Source organism: Halobacillus aidingensis (genome assembly GCF_900104185.1).
GTDB classification, from domain to species: domain Bacteria; phylum Bacillota; class Bacilli; order Bacillales; family Halobacillaceae; genus Halobacillus; species Halobacillus aidingensis.
In genome coordinates, this window is sequence record NZ_FNIZ01000016.1 from 65,566 (window position 1) to 84,342 (window position 18,777).

Consider the following 18,777-nt stretch of genomic DNA (forward strand, 5'->3'; position numbering starts at 1 on the left):
GAGACTTTTGTGTGAGTTTAGGGGCTGCGGGAAAAGGTTCGCTTTCCATGGGGCGGGCGGTGATCCTCCTCAGGCTACGCCTTCCGGGGTCTCACCTGTCCCACACGTCCCATAGGAGTCTCACCGTTTCCCTCCGCCCCTTTGCCATATAAGTGTCTCGAAACCACTTCCAGAATAAGCTGCTTTTATGCACATGGTAATTGGAGGGGAAGGAACTCCTAAGGATGCTATTCTGGATACGAAAAGCTTGTTATAGAGCGCTTTATGCTTATAACACCAGGATATTGGAAGGCACCCTCCCACAGGAAAGGGGTTCGTTTCTCACCTTCATGGAATGGGGTGGTTGGGAAGCTGCGAGACTCCCGCGGGAATGGATTGACTGGCGAGACCCCACAGTGCGAAGCACGAGGAGGCTTGCCGTCATCCCCGCAGGAAAGCGAGTAGCTTCCCAACCACCCCTGACGCTCCACACGACAAACGAACCCCGAAAAGTCTCGAAACTGAGTCTTCCACAATTCTGCCATATAGTTTAATAGAGTATTAAAACCACCTAATAGTCTAAATGAAAAAAATTCTCAATATTCGCTTGACTTCTTTGCTCAATCTATTAGAATTGAATCTGGAATGAAAATCATTATCAATGATTAATAAAATTTTTACATAAGAGGTGGAAAGAACATGAGAAACAAATGGTTTTTAATGAGCTTCATCCTTATCCTTTCTATGTTCGTGCTCGCTGCTTGCGGCGGAGACGATCAGGAAGAAGCAACAGACTCAAATGAAGAAGAAACAACAAACACAGAAGAAAATAGCGAAGAAAATGCGTCAGAAGAAACTGGCGGAGAGGTCAATCTATATACTGGCCGCCACTATGACACAGACCAGGAGCTTTACGACAAGTTCGAAGAAGAAACAGGTATTAAAGTGAATGTGATTGAAGGAAAAGACGATGAATTGATTGCTCGTCTTGACCGTGAAGGCGAAGCTTCTGAAGCCGACCTTTTAATTACAGCTGATGCTGGACGTCTGCACCGCGCAAAATCCCAAGACCTTTTGCAACCCATTGAAAGTGATGTACTAAGTGAAAACATTCCGGAAAAATTCCGTGATGAAGACAACAATTGGTTTGGATTGACAAAACGTGCTCGTGTCATTGCTTACCACAAAGAACGCGTAAATGAAGAAGACATTCAAACTTACATGGACCTAACAAAAGATGAATTCCAGGACAAAGTCTTAATTCGTTCATCTTCTAACATTTACAACCAGTCCCTTGTCGCTTCTATGATTGCAACAGAAGGTGAAGAAGCTGCGAAAGAATGGGCACAGGGCATCGTAGATAACATGGCTCGTGACCCTCAAGGTGGAGACCGCGACCAGGCGAAAGCTGTGGCTGCCGGTGAAGGTGATGTTGCCGTTATGAACACTTACTACCTTGGAAAAATGTTGAATTCTGAAGACGAAGAAGAAGTCAAAGTTGCTGAGCAATTAGGAATCATGTTCCCTAACCAGGACACGACTGGTACTCACGTTAATATCAGCGGCGTAGGTGTGACAGCGAGCAGTCAAAACACGGAAAACGCTCAGAAATTCATTGAGTACCTTTCCAAAGAGGAAGCACAGAAACAATTCGCTGAAGCGAACTATGAATACCCAGTCAACCCTAATGTAGAGCCTTCTGAGCTTCTGCAAAGCTGGGGTGAGTTCAAAGAGCAGGACATTCGTCTGAATGAACTTGGTGAGAACAACGACCGTGCCATTCAAATCATGAATGAAGTCGGTTGGAAATAATAAGCCTTCTAACCGCATCATGCCTCCCATGATGCGGTTTTTTCTATACAAAACAGTTGAGAACTGTTATCATTAAAGCGGACTCAACCTTGAATGAAGAAAGCTCACCGGCTTTTTTCATTCAAGGCTGAGCGATTGGTAGGATAAAGGACGTGTCACGCTTGAATTTGTTACGTAAGCTTCCTGGATATATGAATATATGGTCGATCCTCAGTCTAGCGATTGTCATCTTGATTCTCATTCCCAACGTGACTATCCTATTCAACTTCTTTACTCAAAAAGCGGAAAACTGGAATCACATCCAGGAATACATCTTGCCGGATCTATTAAAAAATACCGGCTTGCTCATTGTTTTCACAGGGATATTAACCATCATCATCGGCACGAGTTTAGCATGGATCGTATCGGCTTATGACTTTCCTATGAAAAAGTTCTTTAAATGGGCGCTGATTTTACCACTGGCGATTCCCCCCTACATTGCAGGTTACACATACAATGGAATCTTGAACTATACTGGCGTCATTCAAACGACATTAAGAAACAACTGGGGCATTGAGGTGGATCAAGTCTACTTCAACATTCTAAACCTGCCGGGGGCCGTCTTTATATTTACGCTCTTTCTCTTTCCATATGTGTACACAATCACAAGAGCTTTTCTAGCTAACCAGTCCGCATCACTCATTGAAAATGCCAGGCTCCTCGGCCGCTCTCCGGTAGATATCTTTTTCAGGGTGGTCCTCCCTATTTCCCGTGGGGCAATTGTCGGAGGCGTGAGCCTTGTGCTCTTGGAAGTATTGAATGACTATGGGGTTGTCCAATATTTTGGTGTACCGACTTTCAGTACAGCGATTTTTCAAACATGGTTTGGGATGAATGATCTCAATTCAGCCATCAAATTATCGGCGACCCTCATGTTTATCGTCTTTGCCATCCTTACTTTAGAAAAAGTGCTCCGCGGCCGTAAAAAATATGCATCGACAACGGCTAAAGCTCGCCCTCTCCACCCTACTCGATTACAAGGTTGGAAGGCATGGGGAGCTTTTGGATACTGTTTGTTTATTTTCTTATTAGGGTTTCTTATCCCATTCGTCCAACTCGTCGACTGGATGTTGTTAACTTTTGAAAAAATCGCGTCACCCGAATTTACGACACTCATATGGAATTCACTTCTTGTCTCTTTCGTTGGTGCCTTATTGATCGTCTTGTTCGCTGTAATTATTGGTAACTTTGCCAGAATGCATCAGAGCGCATTATCAAAATCCGCAGCAAAAGTGACGATCTTAGGGTATTCCATTCCGGGAGCCGTCATCGCGGTCGGGATCAGTACCGTTTTCATTGGTTTAGATAGTGGTCTTTCACGTTTTTATGAGGCTACCGGCTTGGAAAGCCGCCTATTCTTGAGTACGAGCTTGATCATCTTAATTTCTGCGTACATCATTCGCTTCCTTGCGATTGGATACAATTCCATCGAATCAGGTTTTGATAAAATCGGAAATAAGTACACGGAAGCTTCAAGGATGCTCGGCTTGAACATGACACGCACCTTTTTCAAGGTCGATTTGAAAATGATCAAAGCCCCGCTCATCAGTGGGTTTCTGCTTGCTTTTATCGAAATCATCAAAGAATTGCCTCTCACCTTGATTTTGCGTCCGTTTAACTTTGGAACGCTATCGACGAATGCCTTTAAGTACGCGAGTGACGAGCAGATTCATGAGGCGGCTCTTGCCTCCATCATCATCGTTGTCATCAGTGCCATTGCCGTTTTTGTTTTCCATCAAGTTTTAGAAAAGGAGTCGAATTGATATGTACGTTCAAATCAAAGATCTCTGTTTCGGTTATAAAAACGCAAAGAATTTGACGATCCACCATTTCAACCTCGATATCGAACAAGGAGAGATCATCTCCATTCTTGGTGAAAGTGGCAGTGGAAAAAGCACCGTGCTGCGCCTTTTGTGTGGTCTTGAGACACCTTCCAAGGGAACCATAAAAATCGGCAGCCAGACGATGACCGATGAACGGACGTTTGTCCTCCCTGAAAAAAGAGGCATTGGCATGGTATTCCAGGACTATGCTCTATTCCCTCATATGACGGTTTATGAAAATGTTCAATTCGGATTAAAGAATTGGAAAAGAAAAGAAAGAAAGAATCGCGTGCATGAAGTGCTTGAACTTGTGAATATGAGCAGCTATGCAAAAAGATATCCCCACGAATTAAGTGGTGGACAGCAGCAGCGAATCGCTCTTGCCCGCTCCCTAGCACCGGAGCCTTCCCTACTTCTATTGGATGAACCGTTCAGTAATTTGGATGCAGACCTCCAAATCAAAATCAGAAGTGAATTGAAAGAAATCATCAAACAAACAGGCACGACTTCTATTTTCGTGACTCACGATCGAGAAGACTCGAGAGCCATTGCAGATCGTATTATTACTATGAGAGACGGAGCTGCCCACGATTGGGATTCCCTTTGTACTACGACCCGTCTTGAAGAAGAGCAACGTCAACCAGAGCTCGTTCGGCTCAAATAAAGAAAAGCTTGGCTACCTATAAGGGCAGCCAAGCTTTTTTAGCAATCACGTTTCCAAGGAAGGCTAGTACCAAACTTCTCAGCAAGCTCCTTGGATTCTTTCCTTCTGTTTTTCCTGTGTTCATGGCGCTTCTGCGCGTTCTCATGCAGCCACTTTTCTTCGTCTGATTCAGGGTACACCCCTGGAACCGGCGATGGTTCATTCTTCTCATCCACGGCTACCATGGATAAGAAAGCGGTCGTACAAACCTTTCTTTCTCCAGTCAAAAGGTTCTCGGTCGTTGCTTTGACGAACACTTCCATGGACGTATTATGTGTCCATGTGACGAATGCCTCGAGGCAAATGGTGTCTCCCTCAAAAACCGGCTGCAGGAAATCGACAGAATCTGTAGACGCCGTCACGACCGGCTTTCTGGCATGTCTGACAGCTGCAATCGCTGCTACATCATCAATATGTGCCATTAATTTGCCACCGAACAACGTTCCATGACTATTGGTATCTGGTGGTAAAACGTGTGAACTTTTTACTGTTAATGAATCGATACAAGGTTTTGCTTCCATCCTGTATTCCTCACTTCCATATGGAATCGTTCTCTGCCTTCTATTATACCATGTTTGGTATTTCTCACTCTTTTTCACGGAATACAATTTCAAAAACTGCACCCGGCGTGCCTTTCCGGTTGTAGGCATGAATTTCCCCGCCACTCCGTTCAACGATCGCTCTGGATATGGCAAGCCCAAGCCCTGTTTCCCCTTCTTTTCCTTTAATAAAACGTTCGAAAAGTTGAGGGAGAAGTTCTTCTGGAATGCCAGGTCCGTCATCGAGCACTTTTACTCTATACAGATCTTGCTCTTTCTCTGTTGTCATTGTAACTGAACTCTCCGCATGTCTGACCGCATTGCTCAATATATTGATCATGGCCTGCAGCACTCTTTCCCTGTCAACGAATGTATAGTAGGAATGAATATCTTCCGTTCTCAGTTCAATTCCTTTTTCCTTTGCCAGTGGATACAACCGATCCCTCGCCTGACTAATCACTTCAGATATCTCCGTTCCTTCAGGGTTATACACGTCTTCGCTGCTGTCGAGCTTGGCGAGCAAAATCATTTCATTAACGATCTTTTTCAAACGCTCGGTCTCACTCACCATCACATTCAAACCCTTTTCTGCCGCTTCTCCTTCGAACACTCCATCCCTGATCCCCTCGGCGTACCCTTGAATCGACATTAAAGGCGTTTTAAGTTCATGGGAAGCATTTTGAAAGAACTGCTTTTGGGAGTGTATGTACCTGGAGAGCTCTGCAGCCATGTGCCTGAGGCTTTGCTCTACTTCACCAATTTCACCAGAAGCGTGTACTTTTTTTACATCAGAAAACTGACGCTTTTCGATCTTTTTCACTTCTTCTTTCAATTTTGTAAGAGGGGTCACGAGACGCCAGGTCAACACATAACTCACAACGATTGCAAGGAATAGACCAATGAGGAAAACAACAATCATACGTGAAGCAAAAACGGACTGGACCGCCTGTAAGTCATTAAGTGGCGTGGCCATAACGAGCACTTGACTCCCGTCTTTGCTCACAGGAAAATCATAAGCCACGTATTTTTCCCCCATCGTTTCCCAAACTTCCTGATCGATGAGTTCCTCTTCATAACGTTCCACCCAGGCATATGCAACGACTGCCGGCATAGTCCTGAACAATATCTCGTCATTTTCCCGATCGAATAATAAAATCGGATAATTTCTGTCCTGCAATAGTTGGGAAAGTTCAGGGCTCCGTTCAGGATCTTGATCATTGATAATGTCCACAAGAAGATCCGCTCTCCCCTCAAGCTGTCGCTGTTCATCCTGAATGAGCATGTCCATGAGTAACGAGTAGATAAAAAATGCGGTGATGGACATGATGACGATGATTAACGTTGCAAAAGCGGCATTCAACTGATACAAAAGCTTCATGTACGCTTCTCCTTCAATCGATATCCGTGTCCCCAAACCGTTTCAATCGGCAGGTCTTTCATCTTTTTACGTAATCGTTTGATCAGGTCGTCGACCGCACGATCACTTCCGTAATAATCTTCTCCCCATACTTTAATTAACAGCTCTTCACGTGCAAAGGCCCGATTCTCTTGAGAAGCCAGGATCTTCAACATTTCAAATTCCTTTGTTGTCACTTCGATCTCTTCACCTTGGAAGTAGGCTTGTCTCTCCGCATCATTCAATTCAAGTTCACCAGCTACAATCGTGTCCTGTTCTTCAACTTCACTCGGCTTCATCGCCTGCCAACGCTTCAAGTGGCGCTTAGCCCTTGCCACTAACTCCCTCGGACTGAAAGGTTTGGTTAAATAATCGTCCCCACCCAGTTCTAGACCCAGTATTTTATCGACCTCTTCATCTTTGGCGGAAATAATAATAATCGGGACTTCTGAAGTCTGGCGGATTTTTTTACAAAACTCATAGCCATCCATTCCAGGAAGCATGATGTCCAGTACCCAAAGGTCAGGAGTCTGTTCCTGAAAAATATCCCAGGCCTTCTCTGCTGTATCGACAGCTATAACCTGATACCCTTCTTTATTTAAATAACCTTCTACAATATCTCGAATATTCGGATCATCTTCTACAAGTCCAATCATCTGATTCATAGATGGTATCCTCCTCTATTCACATCTGCGTTTGCTTTATTCTCTCATATTTTTATGGATTACTCCTACATTACACACTTTTTCCACAATTACACCAAAGTCATTCCATAACTCTGTCGTAGAATAAAAATTGTCAGAGGGAAACACCAAAGATCAACAGCGAATCTTATTGAAAGGGGCGTCGTTTCTCTAATGTTTGATGAACAGAAGCGAAATGATAAGAAACAATACAAACGTTCCGGTATAGCTTTCAGTGTTTTAGGAGCCATTGCAGCTGTTTTTCTAGTTACCACCGTTTTTCAGTGGCAGGGCATTTCGATAGATATCCATACAGAAAAGCCTACAGCACAAGCCAATGAACTGAATCTCGGGAAAAACCAGGAGGAAGTGACTCAAGCAGTCAATGAAGCTTCCGAAGCGGTTGTCGGTATTAGTAATGTCCAGAATACAGGACAAGGTGCTAAAAAAGCCGGTACAGGTTCCGGGGTCATTTATAAGGAAGAAGGCGGAAAAGCTTTTGTTGCCACCAACCATCACGTCATCGAAAATGCTTCCGAACTTGAAGTCATTCTGAGTGATGGAACAAAAGTGAAAGCCGAATTAAAAGGTAGTGACCCTTTAACAGACCTGGCCGTTTTACAAATAGATAGCGAACATGTGCAAAAGGTTGCTGAATTAGGTAAAGCCAGTGACGTAGAGGTCGGGCAGACAGCCATTGCCATCGGTAACCCGCTGGGCATGGAGTTCGCAGGATCCGTAACGAAAGGCATTGTCAGTGGATTGAACCGTAATATTCCAGTCGATATTAACGGTGATCAACAGCCAGATTGGCAGACCGAAGTCCTTCAAACCGATGCAGCCATCAACCCAGGTAACAGTGGAGGTGCGCTCATCAATCTGCAAGGCGAAGTCATTGGAATTAATTCTATGAAAATCGCAAAAGCAGAAGTTGAAGGAATTGGATTCTCTATCCCTATGGATGTTGCTAAACCTGTCATCGAAGATTTAGAGACAAACGGCGAAGTTGAACGTCCTTACATGGGGGTTTCCCTGCAAGACTTGAACCAAATCCCTAACCCTGTGTTACAACGTGAACTAGGGTTGCCAGAAGAAGTTACTCAAGGCGTCCTCGTCCAAGGCGTCGAAAAAGGCTCCCCTGCTGATGAAGCAGGACTCGAAAAATACGATGTGATCACCGCCATCGACGGCAATGAAATCGAGTCACTCATCAGCTTGAGACAGTATCTCTACAACCAAGCACAAGACGGAGATACAGCCGAGCTTGAAGTTTACCGTGACGGCAAACCAACCACCGTCCAAATCACGCTAACCTCTCAATAATTGAACAGATATGAAGAATACGTGATGAAGAAAGAATGAAAAGTGGAAACGCTGATGGGGATTCAACACCCAATAGATATGACCTCCCCCCTCCAATAGCTATTAGGTCAAAGGATTCCCTTCAGCCTTTCTCGTGTTACAAAGGAAAACCAATACCAAAACAACCTCTCTCAAAAAGCCCTGCGCAATACGCGCAGGGCTTTTTAATCTATTCAACTATCTGGCAGAATTGTATAAGACTCGATTTCGAGACTTTTCGGGGTTCGTTTGCCGTGTTGAGCGTCAGGGGTGGTTGGGAAGCTACTCGCTTTCCTGTGGGGGAGCGCCGAGCTTCCTCGGACTGAGTCCTGCGGGATCTCGCCTGTCTCCTTCTCCCACGGGAGTCTCGCAGTTTCCCAACCACCCCATTCATGTAGGTGAGAAACGAACCCCTGTACCAAGATGGATGGTCTTCCACTATCCAACTGTTAGAGGTATGAAGCGCTCTGGATCAAGCTTTTACGTTCTGTGGAGGGGGTTAATATGATTCACTCCCCTCATTCATACGAGCTGACTTCTAGCAGTGGTTTCGAGAATCTTCCATGGCAAAAGGGCGAAGGGGAATGGCGAGACTCCTGCGGGAAAAAAGTGCTTGGTGAGACCCCACAGGACGCAGTCCGAGGAGGCTCACCGCGCTCCCGCGGAAAGCAAGCTATTCCCCGCAGCCCTACCCACTCAACAAAAGTCTCGAAACTGAATCTTCCACAATCAGGAGCTTTTCTTGAAGAATGGGATGCTTATAAGATTGGTGATAATAGTCTTGAGACGGCTTCTTTGAAGCGGATCCATTTTGTTCTGGATTGATAGAGTTTAAATGTAAGCTCTGTCGACTCGACAATGTCCTCATGGAAACGGTCGGCTAAGGACTGTGCGACTTCTGGATGATACAAAAAGGCGTTCACTTCAAAGTTCAGACGGAAGCTCCGGACATCAATGTTGGCGGTACCTACGGAAGCAATTTTGCCATCAACGACGATCGTCTTGGCATGTAAGAATCCTTTTTGGTACACATATATGTTGGCTCCTGCTTTTAACATATCTCCTATGTTGGAAAATGTTGCCCAGTACACGAATGGATGGTCCGGTTTATTGGGAATCATGATTCTCACGTCTACTCCTGACAGGACCGCTACGCGTAGCGCATCAAGCAAGCTGTCATCAGGAATGAAGTACGGGGTCTGAATGTACACGTACTCTTTGGCAGAAAGGATCATTTTCAAATAGCCATGCTTGATTTGTTCCCACTCCGAATCAGGACCACTGGAGACGATTTGCATACCGACATCGCCTTTCGGTTTCGCCTGGTAATATCTCTGTTCATAGACGATATCTCTGCTTGAAGCGTGGTTCCAATCAAGGATGAAGCGTGTCTGCATGTTGTTCACCGCTTCTCCTTCCACGCGTAAATGGGTATCCCGCCAATAGCCGAACCTTTTATTAAAGCCCAAATATTCGTCACCGATGTTGAAACCGCCGATATACCCGATCTCACCGTCGATAATCGCAAGCTTTCTATGGTTCCGGTAGTTAATTTTCATATTCACTTTAGGGATAAAGGAAGGGAAAAACGACTCAACCTGCACACCAGCTTCTTTCAAGCTCCGCTTATATGAACGCTTCAATAATCTTGAACCCATGTCATCATACAAGAGCTTGACTTCCACGCCTTCCATCGCCTTCCTTTTCAATACATCTGCAAGGCGGTGCCCCAAGTTATCGTCTCTTAAAATATAATAAAGCAAGTGAATATGATCTTCTGCTTTTTCAAGATCTTCAATAAGTGCATGAAACTTCTTTTGACCATCTGTGAAAATTTCAACTTCGTTATTTTGTGATAATAACGCATCATTGTTTTTCAGATGCATATAAATTAAGTCTTCATATGGAATGATATCTTCATGTTGGACTTTCAATTCATTATTCTTGATGGCTGTCAATTGTTCCTGGACAGCGGCAAGAAGTCCAAGACGACTTTTTTTGTCCCAGGTGAATATTTCTTTATTGCTGAGTCGGCGTCCGAAAATTAAATAAAGAAAGAAACCTGCGACAGGGATAAATAGTAAAACCATCAACCACGCCCATGTTGCGCTGGCATCTCTTCTTTCAAGGAAGATGATGGCTAAAGCAAGCAACACGTTCAAGGTAAGAATGATACTCACAAAAATCGGCAGGATGTTCAACGTGGCCACCTTCCTTTTTCTAACAAGAAATCATGATATAAATATATCATATTCCTTTCATTCATTGATTACGACATGCCTGGCATTTGGTCCTTGTATGGAAAAAGTAAAAAGAGATAAGCTTCTCTTTCAGAATGCCTATCTCTTTTCAAGATTTCAATGTTATTTCGTCATCAATATACCTACTTCTTCCAATGCCATTTGCGCCTCATCCAGGGCTTCCTGGCTGTCCGACGCTATGGTATGTGTATGGATGCCATCTGTCAATTCGAGTAAGTAAGAGGCTTTGGTGCTGTTCACTTTCTCGATGAATTTCTTTACATCCCGGCGATTCGAAATTCTGAGTCTGGCTGTTAAATCACCATAAATAGGGTGCTCGACAACGACATCCTGGACATGTACGCCATGATCGACGAGAATATTAAGTTCCTGTTCTGTATCGTCGCCTTGATGCTGGCATACAATCGTACGTTGATAAGGCAGTTCTTCTTTTCCATCCATCATGTACATATACCCTTGACTTGTGGCGACAATCGGTTCATTCTTTGCTTTCAAGAGGGAGACATCACCGACAATGACTTGCCGGGTCACGTTCATTTCCTCTGCAAGAGAACTACCTGTCACAGGAGCACCTTTTTGTTTTAATAAAGCGAGAATATACTCTCTTCGTTCATTCGCTTTCATTTTCTTTGAAGATTGACTCATAGACATGACCCCTTCGTGCAATTTACATAAAATTATCTTACCACAATAATAAGGCTTTCAGAAAGTGAGCCCCATCCCATTTAAGAATACTCATAACCTTTCAAGTCCCACTTTTCAACGGAGAAAGTGGTGGATCCCAAGGACGTAAAGAGAATATGTTCTTCTTCCGCTTGAGGATAAATCCTGGAAGTAAATACTTCTTCCCCGCCATTAATGAAAATCTCCAGGGATGACTGATCAATAAACAAACGAAGATTCTTCAATCCCTCATCCAATTTCACCCGACGGAACTCCGTTTTTGACCGGTCTTCTAAATTTGGCCTGGATAATGTGACGACATGGTCCTTGTAACTTAGAGAGGCGTATTGGAAAAGTTCGATGGCGAACATGTCTTCCAGTGATTCAAAATCAAGGTTCAACTCAATCGATCTCCCCTGTACCCCTCTCACCGCTTTTTGGTCATTTTCAATCGTAATCGATGAATGCATTAAAACTGGTCCACGCATATGGGCAAGCTCAGGAACGGGATTTTGAATGATTCTCTCACCATTCCACTTCAATTCACGAGGAATCGTCAAGCAATGAACCCATCCATTTTCAACAGTCGGGTGTGCTTGTTCATACTGATCCGGAACACCCATCCAACCGACAAGCAACCTTCTACCCTTTTCATCCCGTGTGGTTTGAGGAGCATAAAACTCGAAACCTCGATCCAACTCACGAAAGTCTCCATGCTGGAATGTTTCTGCAGTTTCGTCCCACTTCCCAACAAAATACCCGCTCTGATATGTATTCGCATAATCCATTCCATCAGCCTCTAGCCCCTGCGGACAGACCATAAGCACGTCTGCACCATCCAGCTCGAATAAATCCGGACACTCCCACATGTAACCGAACTCGCCTAGCTTCCCTTCTTTACTACCAGCGACGGGACCGATGTGCTCCCAATTTTGGAGATCCTCCGAACGGAACAATACAGCCTTCCCCTGCTTGTCTTCTGTTTGAGCTCCAATCATCATGTACCATTGGTCACCATTTTTCCATACTTTTGGATCTCTAAAATGACCCGTATAACCTTTTGGAGTTTCAATGAGGACGCCTTTTTTCTCAAAATGTATGCCATCCTGAGATACAGCAAGGCATTGATATTCTGCCTCCGGTTCACGTTCTCCTTCAATGTTCCCCGTATAAAAAAGGTGCAATTGATCATCATGAACGATTGCGCTCCCCGAATAAACACCGTCCTTGTCATACCATTCGGATGGAGTCAAAGCGACAGCCTCATGCTTCCAATTCACAAGATCTTCAGATGTGTAATGCCCCCAGTATTTTGCGCCATGAGCTGTCTCGAAAGGCATCCATTGATAAAAGAGGTGGTAGGTCCCTTTCCATTGAATGAATCCATTCGGGTCGTTCATCAAACCAACAGGTGGCATGTGATGGTAGTTCTGACGATACGTGTCCGCTTCTACGATTTGTTTATGTTCTTGTATTTCTGTCTCCACTTTCTTACGAATCTCTGCATCATGTTTAGACATAACGCTTCTCCTCCTTTTTCTTCCTTATCCGTCTTCTTTCTTGCCCCATTATAAAACATCCCACCGTCCTCCGCCAGAAAGCTCTCTATTCTTAATAACTCAGTTTCAAAACGTTAGCGGGAGCCTAGGGCTGCGGGAAGAGGTTCGCTTTCCATGAGGCCCCAATGTGGGGTCGTTCGATGTTGGCACAGGACGTGCCGGATTTAATCGAACATCCTCTAATCTTTTGAGCCTCCTCCAGCTTCGCTTGGGACTGCTTGCTGATACTGATAAAATCATTAAAGTCACTGATAAAAGTGCGAAATTCACCGATAAAAGGCCGGAAGTCGCTGATAAATACCAACCACCCGCCGATAAATGCTTAAAAACCACTGATAAATTTTTTAATGTCTTATAAAATGTTCTCTTGTTGGATCATACGTGTAGAAAAAGCCTGAAGTACTAGTGGTACCTCAGGCTTTGTGGGTTTGATTATTTCGTTTTCAGTGTCGCGATGGTTGATTCGCCAGCGTTGGCACCGTCGCTATAGGATGGATCGAAGTTTTCGACTACATCGTCATAGTTTGTAATGACTACAGGAGTGATGGTGCTTTTCGCTTTTTCTTTAACAAGATCCATATCAAACGTAATCAAATGGTCGCCGGCATTTACTTTATCTCCGGTAGTAACATGGCCTTCAAAACCTTCCCCTTCCATAGAAACCGTTTCAAGGCCGATGTGGACAAGGACTTCCACACCTGACTTTGTTTTAATTCCAACGGCATGGTTGGTAGGGAACAGTTGGACGATTTCTCCAGAAACCGGGCTCACTACTTTTCCGTCTGTCGGTTCAATTGCTACGCCGTCCCCCATCATTCGCTGACTGAATACAGGGTCGTCTACTTCATCTAAAGGAACCACTTTTCCACTTACGGGAGCAACAATCTGTTCCTCCACACTTTTGTTTCCGCCAAATAGTTTCTTAAGCATTTCTCCATCGTCCCTTTCTATATGAATTCTTATGGCAATATACATGAGCACTCAATGTTTCATCAAACTGTTAATACTTTTCCCTATGTGTTCATGAATAAACCCATATAAGCTCACTATTCTTGAAGACTCAGTTTCGAGATGTTTGTTGGAGTTTAGGGGCTCCGGGAAACAGTTCGCTTTCCATGGGGCGGGCGCTGAGCCTCCTCAGGCTACGCCTTCCGGGGTCTCACCTGTCCCACACGTCCCATAGGAGTCTCACCGTTTCCCTCCGCCCCTTGACCATAAGAGTATCTCGAAACCACTTCCAGAATAAGCAGCTCTCCATCGTAATGGGAATTAGTGTATAGTGTATTCAACTCTCAAACAAGCAGTAGAAAGCAGTTATTATGGAAGACGCTCCATTCGTGTACATGGGTTCGTTTATCTCATCTCTCGAATGGGGTGGTTGGGAAGCTGCGAGACTCCCGTGGGAGAAGGAGATAGGCGAGATCCCGCAGGACGTAGTCCGAGGAAGCTCGGCGCTCCCCCACAGGAAAGCGAGTTGCTTCCCAGCCACCTCTACCGCTCAACACGGCAAACGAACCCCGGTTATCTCGATACTGAGTCTTCAACATTCCTGCCATATTGTTTAATAACTTCTTAAGAAAACTAAAAGAGCTCCATGCTTTGACCATAGAGCTCTTGATTGTGTGTATGAAATTATACTTCCTTCAAAGCCTGCTCGAGATCTTCCCATAGATCTTCGACGGATTCGAGGCCGGCGGATAGGCGGATGAGTGTGTCGCTAATGCCCATTTCCTGTCTCTTTTCTTCCGGGACGACAGCGTGGGTCATGGTGGCTGGATGTTGGATCAGTGTTTCCGCATCCCCAAGGCTGACCGCAATTTGAATCAGCTTCAGCCGGTCCATGAATTGCTGCGCCTCTTTTTTACTCCCTTCGATCTCAAAAGCTAGTACGCCTCCACCTGTTTTCATTTGCTTTTGGACAATGTTGTATTGCTCGTTCCCTTCCATTCCTGGATAAAACACTTGTTTCACCTTTGCATGGTTATTCAGCCTTTTGGCCAGGTCATGAGCGTTTATGCTGTGGCGATCCATACGGACATGGAGAGTCTTCAAGCCTCTGAGTAAAAGCCAGGCATCAAATGGAGAAAGGACACCTCCGATATCTTTCTGTTGAGACATGGCTAAGTCATCCATGAACGCTTTTTTCCCTACGACAAGTCCGGCAATGACATCTCCGTGTCCACCGATGTATTTGGTGGCACTATGCAAAACGATATCACACCCAAGATCCAACGGGCGCTGTAGGTATGGGGTGCAAAAAGTGTTGTCGACAACGACAGGGATGCCATGTTCTTTCGCCACCCGTGCCACCATAGCTAAATCGATGATTTTCATCGTCGGATTGATGGGGGTTTCAATAAAGATGCAGCACGTATCAGGAGTGATCTTCGCCCTCACGTCTTCTTCTGTTTCCATATAGCTGAAGTCATGGGTGATCGCATATTTTTCTTCAAACATTTGCAGTAAACCATAAGTACAACCGTAAAGACCGTTCGAACACAACACATGATCACCAGCTTTTGTGAGTGCTATTAAAACGGCGGATACCGCAGCCATGCCTGAGGCGAAAGCAAGGCCCCGCTCTCCACCCTCAAGAGTGGCGATGCGGTCTTCTAATGTTCGTACAGTCGGGTTCCCGAGCCTCGTATAAATGTAACCTTCCTCTTCTCCGGCAAATCTCCTTTCACCTTCAGCGGCAGAAGAAAAAGAAAAGGTAGAGGTTTGAAAGATTGGTGTCGTCAAGCTTCCGTCATACTTCTCTGCTTTTTCATGATTATGGATCATCGCTGTTTCTATCCGCTTCTCTTTGTTTTTCAAAATGGTCTTCCCCCTTCATTTTGTAAGCGTTTTCAATTAATTTTAACAAAAGAAGGAGAAAAAGACCTCCTTCTTAACTACTATATTCAACCCTGTGCTCAGCGTTCGAGCGAACCTTTCTTCCGTGCAATAGAATATAAAGGCCGACAGCCCCGAAGACAACAAAAGAACTGTTGAAATAAAGGGAGGAAAATCCAATACCTGTTGCAATCGCCCCAACGACATAGGAACCTACCCCAATGCCAATATCAAATATCGTAAAGAAGGTCGCTGTAGCTGAACCTGCTCTTTCTGGTACTTTCTTCAAAGCAATCGTCTGCATACTTGGGACGAGCGTTCCCCACCCCAGTCCGATCAATCCGCCAGCCAACAGCAAAACAAAAGCCGTGTTGGCAAAACTCAAGATCAGCATCCCTGCACCAAAAATAAGGATGGATGGAATGACGATCACATTTTCTCCATATTGATCAAACCATCTTCCTGTAAATGGCCGGGAGATAAGCAGCACAAGAGCATAAACGACGAAGAAGTAACTAGCCGCCTCCGCAAGGCCGAGTTGGGTTGCATAGACAGAAACAAACGATAATACCCCCGCGTACGCAAGCGCCATAACGGCCCCGGTTAACGCTATAGGGATCACAGGTTTCTCTAGGAGATTGTGCATGCTTGGGACTAAGCTTTTCTTTGCAGGTTCAGCGAGAGGATCCACCCGAATAACAAGCCCTGTAAGTAAAGCCATAACGGCAAGGGCGGCACAAACATAAAACATCACGGTAAAGCCTGCATTTTGAATCAGAGTAAGACCCAGGAAAGGACCAATGACCATCGCGAAGTTCATGGACATCGCAAAATAACCGAGGCCCTCCCCTTTTCTTTGATCTGGAACAACATCTGCAGCAATAGCTCCCAAAGCCGTTGTCCCCATCCCGAAACCGATGCCTTGTATGAAGCGAACGATTAGAAGCGCAGAAAAGGCGTCAAACCATAGATACAAAAAAGAACTTCCTAAAAAGATGCTCAAAGCAGTCACGACCACTGGCTTCCGTCCAAAGGATTCCACCCACTGCCCTGAAAGTGGACGTATGAGAATGGCTGCAAGCAAGAAGACCGTAATAATCAACCCCGCTTCTCCCTCGGCCACTCCAATGGATTCAATCGTATAGATCGGCATCGTGACGAACAGAAGATAAAAGACTAAAAATACGAGGAAATTGCTCGCACATACATTAAGAAAACTCGACGTCCATAAACGAGGTTGTCTTTCCATCAGTCCCTCCCCCTTTCTTCTTCAATCAGGCGGGAGAGCGAGAGTACATGCTCTTCCAATACCGTTTCCCTCCGCTCGCCGTAACGTTCCAGCAAACGCGTTTCTGCTTTTTGTATGGCCTGCTCCCACACCGGATATCTGTCTTTCCCTGCTTTCGTCAGCGTTATATCATTCGTTCGCTGATCGCTGCTTTTATTTTTTTGGACATACCCTTGGGTCTCCAGTTTAGCTATAACCCTCGATAATGGAGGGGCTTCGATATTCAACCGGTTTTTAAGCTCCGCTTGTGTCATTGATCCTCCATGGCTATGCAATTGAAATAATACCGCCCAGTGAGACATATAAATGTCTTCACCTTGCAATCCTTCATTCAAGAATTGATTCACGTTTCTCGACAATTGTTGAATATGGTGAAAAATTAAACTCATGATGACCGCTCCTTTTCGTTACCTAGGTAACGTTCTTAACAAAAAAAGGGCTCTCTTTACGAGAGCATCTTACAAAATTTTAACATAGATCGATCGTTTCAGCTATTTTCACACCATGTCAGTAAAATGTTCGTGATAGAGCTGTTCAGACCACGCAATCGCCTGGCCGTAAACTTCAAACACTTCCGAATAGGACAAATTCCATTCAGCCAAGTGGTTTTCCAACCACTCAAAATCCGCTTTTTCCATCGCTACAGCCAAATCCAATACGAGCCGATACGTATTCTGCTTTCCTTCTAACGCTTTCTTTATCTCTTCATCGAGCGGCAGCGAACCAATCACTTCGTGGGCGGGGCGTTGGGTTATCACATCGATCAGCGACATGAACCCGGTCAGGAAATATCCGTCCGCCTTCTTTTCCGCCCTGATTCTTACGGCCATTTGTTCACACAATTTGGCACGAACGAGACTTGTTTTGATGACAAGCTGGGATTGTGTTGAAGTGACCGCCGTCGTTTGTTCAACCGATAATACGTACAGCCACTTTTTCAAGCCCTCTGTACCTAACAGCATCACGGCTTGTCTGATCGATTGGATCGGTACTCTTGTCCGTTGTTGAGAAGAGTTGATTAAGCGCAGCAATTTATAAGTAAGAGCTAGATCCTGTTCCATAATTTCCGTTACTTTTTCAATATTAATTTCGTCATCCGTAGCTGTGAGCTCTTTGATCATTTGAAAATAGGTCGAAGAAAGAAAAGGAATATCCATCCCTTTCACGATCACTGGCTTACTGAAATAAAATCCCTGGAAGAGCGAAAAACCTTCCTCTATACAACGTTGGTGCTCTTCATGGGTTTCCACTTTTTCTGCTAACAACGTCAATCCATACTCTTCCCCCAACTGAATGATCCGCGCCCGATTCTCGTCCGTCACTTCACGTATATCCACTTTTAAAATATCGACATAATGCAGGAGTTCATAAACGGACGGCCGATCAATATCGATGACATCATCAAGAGCAATTAAATACCCTTTTTCCTTCAATGTTCTGCACACTCTGATGAGATCGAGGCTGAAGGAAACGTGTTCAAGGATTTCCACGACCAGTTGTTCAGAATCGAAGTATTCAGGGACTTGTTCGAGCAAAAGATCCTCCGTGAAGTTGATAAAACATGGCTTGTTGTTTGACAAACGCTCTAAGCCGATCGTAACAAAGCTGTTCATCAACACTTCTGAAGTCGCCTGGCTCCCATCCATAGGGACGAACCGATTCTCTTCACTGTTCCGGTACAGTAGTTCATAGGCATACACATTATTCTCGACTGTCAAAATCGGCTGCCGCGCCACGAATACTTCCATCCTGCTTACCACCTTCATGTGTTTCTTCACATCTTGTTCAAGTATACTACAAAGCCTAAATGTTGTTAATTTTTCCATGGAAAAATACATGAAACCTTTGGAGAGGGA

16 protein-coding genes are annotated in these 18,777 nt (G+C 44.8%); 5 read left to right on the forward strand and 11 right to left on the reverse strand.

Features of this window, described 5'->3' with window-relative positions:
• Positions 1-678 precede the first annotated feature (678 nt).
• The 3 genes from BLS23_RS14685 to BLS23_RS14695 all read left to right on the forward strand — a co-directional run bounded on the left by BLS23_RS14685 (position 679) and on the right by BLS23_RS14695 (position 4,317).
• On the forward strand, positions 679-1,791 hold the full coding sequence (locus tag BLS23_RS14685; protein WP_089653689.1) for a Fe(3+) ABC transporter substrate-binding protein: 1,113 nt from the start codon (positions 679-681) through the stop codon (positions 1,789-1,791).
• A 191-nt stretch (positions 1,792-1,982) separates the two neighbouring features.
• Entirely contained in the window at positions 1,983-3,593 is a 1,611-nt protein-coding gene (locus tag BLS23_RS14690) for an ABC transporter permease (protein ID WP_089653764.1), read from the forward strand.
• A gap of 1 nt (position 3,594) precedes the next feature.
• Positions 3,595-4,317 (forward strand): ABC transporter ATP-binding protein, encoded by a 723-nt coding sequence (locus tag BLS23_RS14695; protein WP_089653692.1) that lies wholly within the window; start codon positions 3,595-3,597, stop codon positions 4,315-4,317.
• Between the two features lie 38 nt (positions 4,318-4,355).
• On the opposite strand, the gene BLS23_RS14700 is transcribed toward BLS23_RS14695, so the two are convergent.
• The 3 genes from BLS23_RS14700 to BLS23_RS14710 all read right to left on the reverse strand — a co-directional run bounded on the left by BLS23_RS14700 (position 4,356) and on the right by BLS23_RS14710 (position 6,956).
• Positions 4,356-4,877 (reverse strand): acyl-CoA thioesterase, encoded by a 522-nt coding sequence (locus BLS23_RS14700; RefSeq protein ID WP_089653695.1) that lies wholly within the window; start codon positions 4,875-4,877, stop codon positions 4,356-4,358.
• A gap of 64 nt (positions 4,878-4,941) precedes the next feature.
• Positions 4,942-6,273: a sensor histidine kinase gene (locus tag BLS23_RS14705; RefSeq protein WP_089653698.1), complete on the reverse strand. Its 1,332-nt coding sequence runs from the start codon at positions 6,271-6,273 to the stop codon at positions 4,942-4,944.
• Positions 6,270-6,956, reverse strand: coding sequence for a response regulator transcription factor (locus tag BLS23_RS14710; RefSeq protein ID WP_089653702.1), 687 nt, complete (start codon positions 6,954-6,956; stop codon positions 6,270-6,272). Before BLS23_RS14710 ends, BLS23_RS14705 begins: the two co-directional genes overlap by 4 nt.
• A 192-nt stretch (positions 6,957-7,148) precedes the next feature.
• Between BLS23_RS14710 and BLS23_RS14715 the strand changes: the two genes are divergently transcribed.
• Entirely contained in the window at positions 7,149-8,297 is a 1,149-nt protein-coding gene (locus BLS23_RS14715; protein WP_089653705.1) for a S1C family serine protease, read from the forward strand.
• 776 nt (positions 8,298-9,073) lie between these two features.
• Here the strand turns inward: BLS23_RS14715 and cls are convergent.
• From cls to BLS23_RS14735, 3 genes are all read right to left on the reverse strand, one after another.
• Positions 9,074-10,516 carry a cardiolipin synthase gene (cls, locus tag BLS23_RS14725; protein ID WP_089653710.1) on the reverse strand — a complete coding sequence of 481 codons (1,443 nt, stop codon included), beginning with the start codon at positions 10,514-10,516 and terminating at the stop codon, positions 9,074-9,076.
• 162 nt (positions 10,517-10,678) lie between these two features.
• Entirely contained in the window at positions 10,679-11,221 is a 543-nt protein-coding gene (locus tag BLS23_RS14730) for a transcription repressor NadR (protein ID WP_089653713.1), read from the reverse strand.
• Positions 11,222-11,301: 80 nt separating this feature from the next.
• Positions 11,302-12,759, reverse strand: a complete 1,458-nt coding sequence (locus BLS23_RS14735) for a glycoside hydrolase family 32 protein (protein WP_089653716.1) — start codon at positions 12,757-12,759, stop codon at positions 11,302-11,304.
• Between the two features lie 166 nt (positions 12,760-12,925).
• On the opposite strand from BLS23_RS14735, the gene BLS23_RS14740 reads away from it, so the two are divergent.
• Positions 12,926-13,156 carry a hypothetical protein gene (locus tag BLS23_RS14740; protein ID WP_089653718.1) on the forward strand — a complete coding sequence of 77 codons (231 nt, stop codon included), beginning with the start codon at positions 12,926-12,928 and terminating at the stop codon, positions 13,154-13,156.
• 74 nt (positions 13,157-13,230) lie between these two features.
• Here the strand turns inward: BLS23_RS14740 and BLS23_RS14745 are convergent, their stop codons facing one another.
• The 5 genes from BLS23_RS14745 to BLS23_RS14765 form a co-directional block, all read right to left on the reverse strand.
• Positions 13,231-13,728, reverse strand: a complete 498-nt coding sequence (locus tag BLS23_RS14745; protein WP_089653719.1) for a PTS sugar transporter subunit IIA — start codon at positions 13,726-13,728, stop codon at positions 13,231-13,233.
• A gap of 702 nt (positions 13,729-14,430) precedes the next feature.
• Positions 14,431-15,615 carry a methionine gamma-lyase gene (megL, locus tag BLS23_RS14750; protein WP_089653721.1) on the reverse strand — a complete coding sequence of 395 codons (1,185 nt, stop codon included), beginning with the start codon at positions 15,613-15,615 and terminating at the stop codon, positions 14,431-14,433.
• A gap of 73 nt (positions 15,616-15,688) precedes the next feature.
• Positions 15,689-16,882 (reverse strand): MFS transporter, encoded by a 1,194-nt coding sequence (locus BLS23_RS14755; RefSeq protein ID WP_089653723.1) that lies wholly within the window; start codon positions 16,880-16,882, stop codon positions 15,689-15,691.
• Positions 16,882-17,310, reverse strand: coding sequence for a MarR family winged helix-turn-helix transcriptional regulator (locus BLS23_RS14760; RefSeq protein WP_089653725.1), 429 nt, complete (start codon positions 17,308-17,310; stop codon positions 16,882-16,884). Before BLS23_RS14760 ends, BLS23_RS14755 begins: the two co-directional genes overlap by 1 nt.
• A gap of 108 nt (positions 17,311-17,418) precedes the next feature.
• Positions 17,419-18,669 (reverse strand): EAL and HDOD domain-containing protein, encoded by a 1,251-nt coding sequence (locus BLS23_RS14765; RefSeq protein ID WP_089653727.1) that lies wholly within the window; start codon positions 18,667-18,669, stop codon positions 17,419-17,421.
• Between the last annotated feature and the right edge of the window lie 108 nt (positions 18,670-18,777).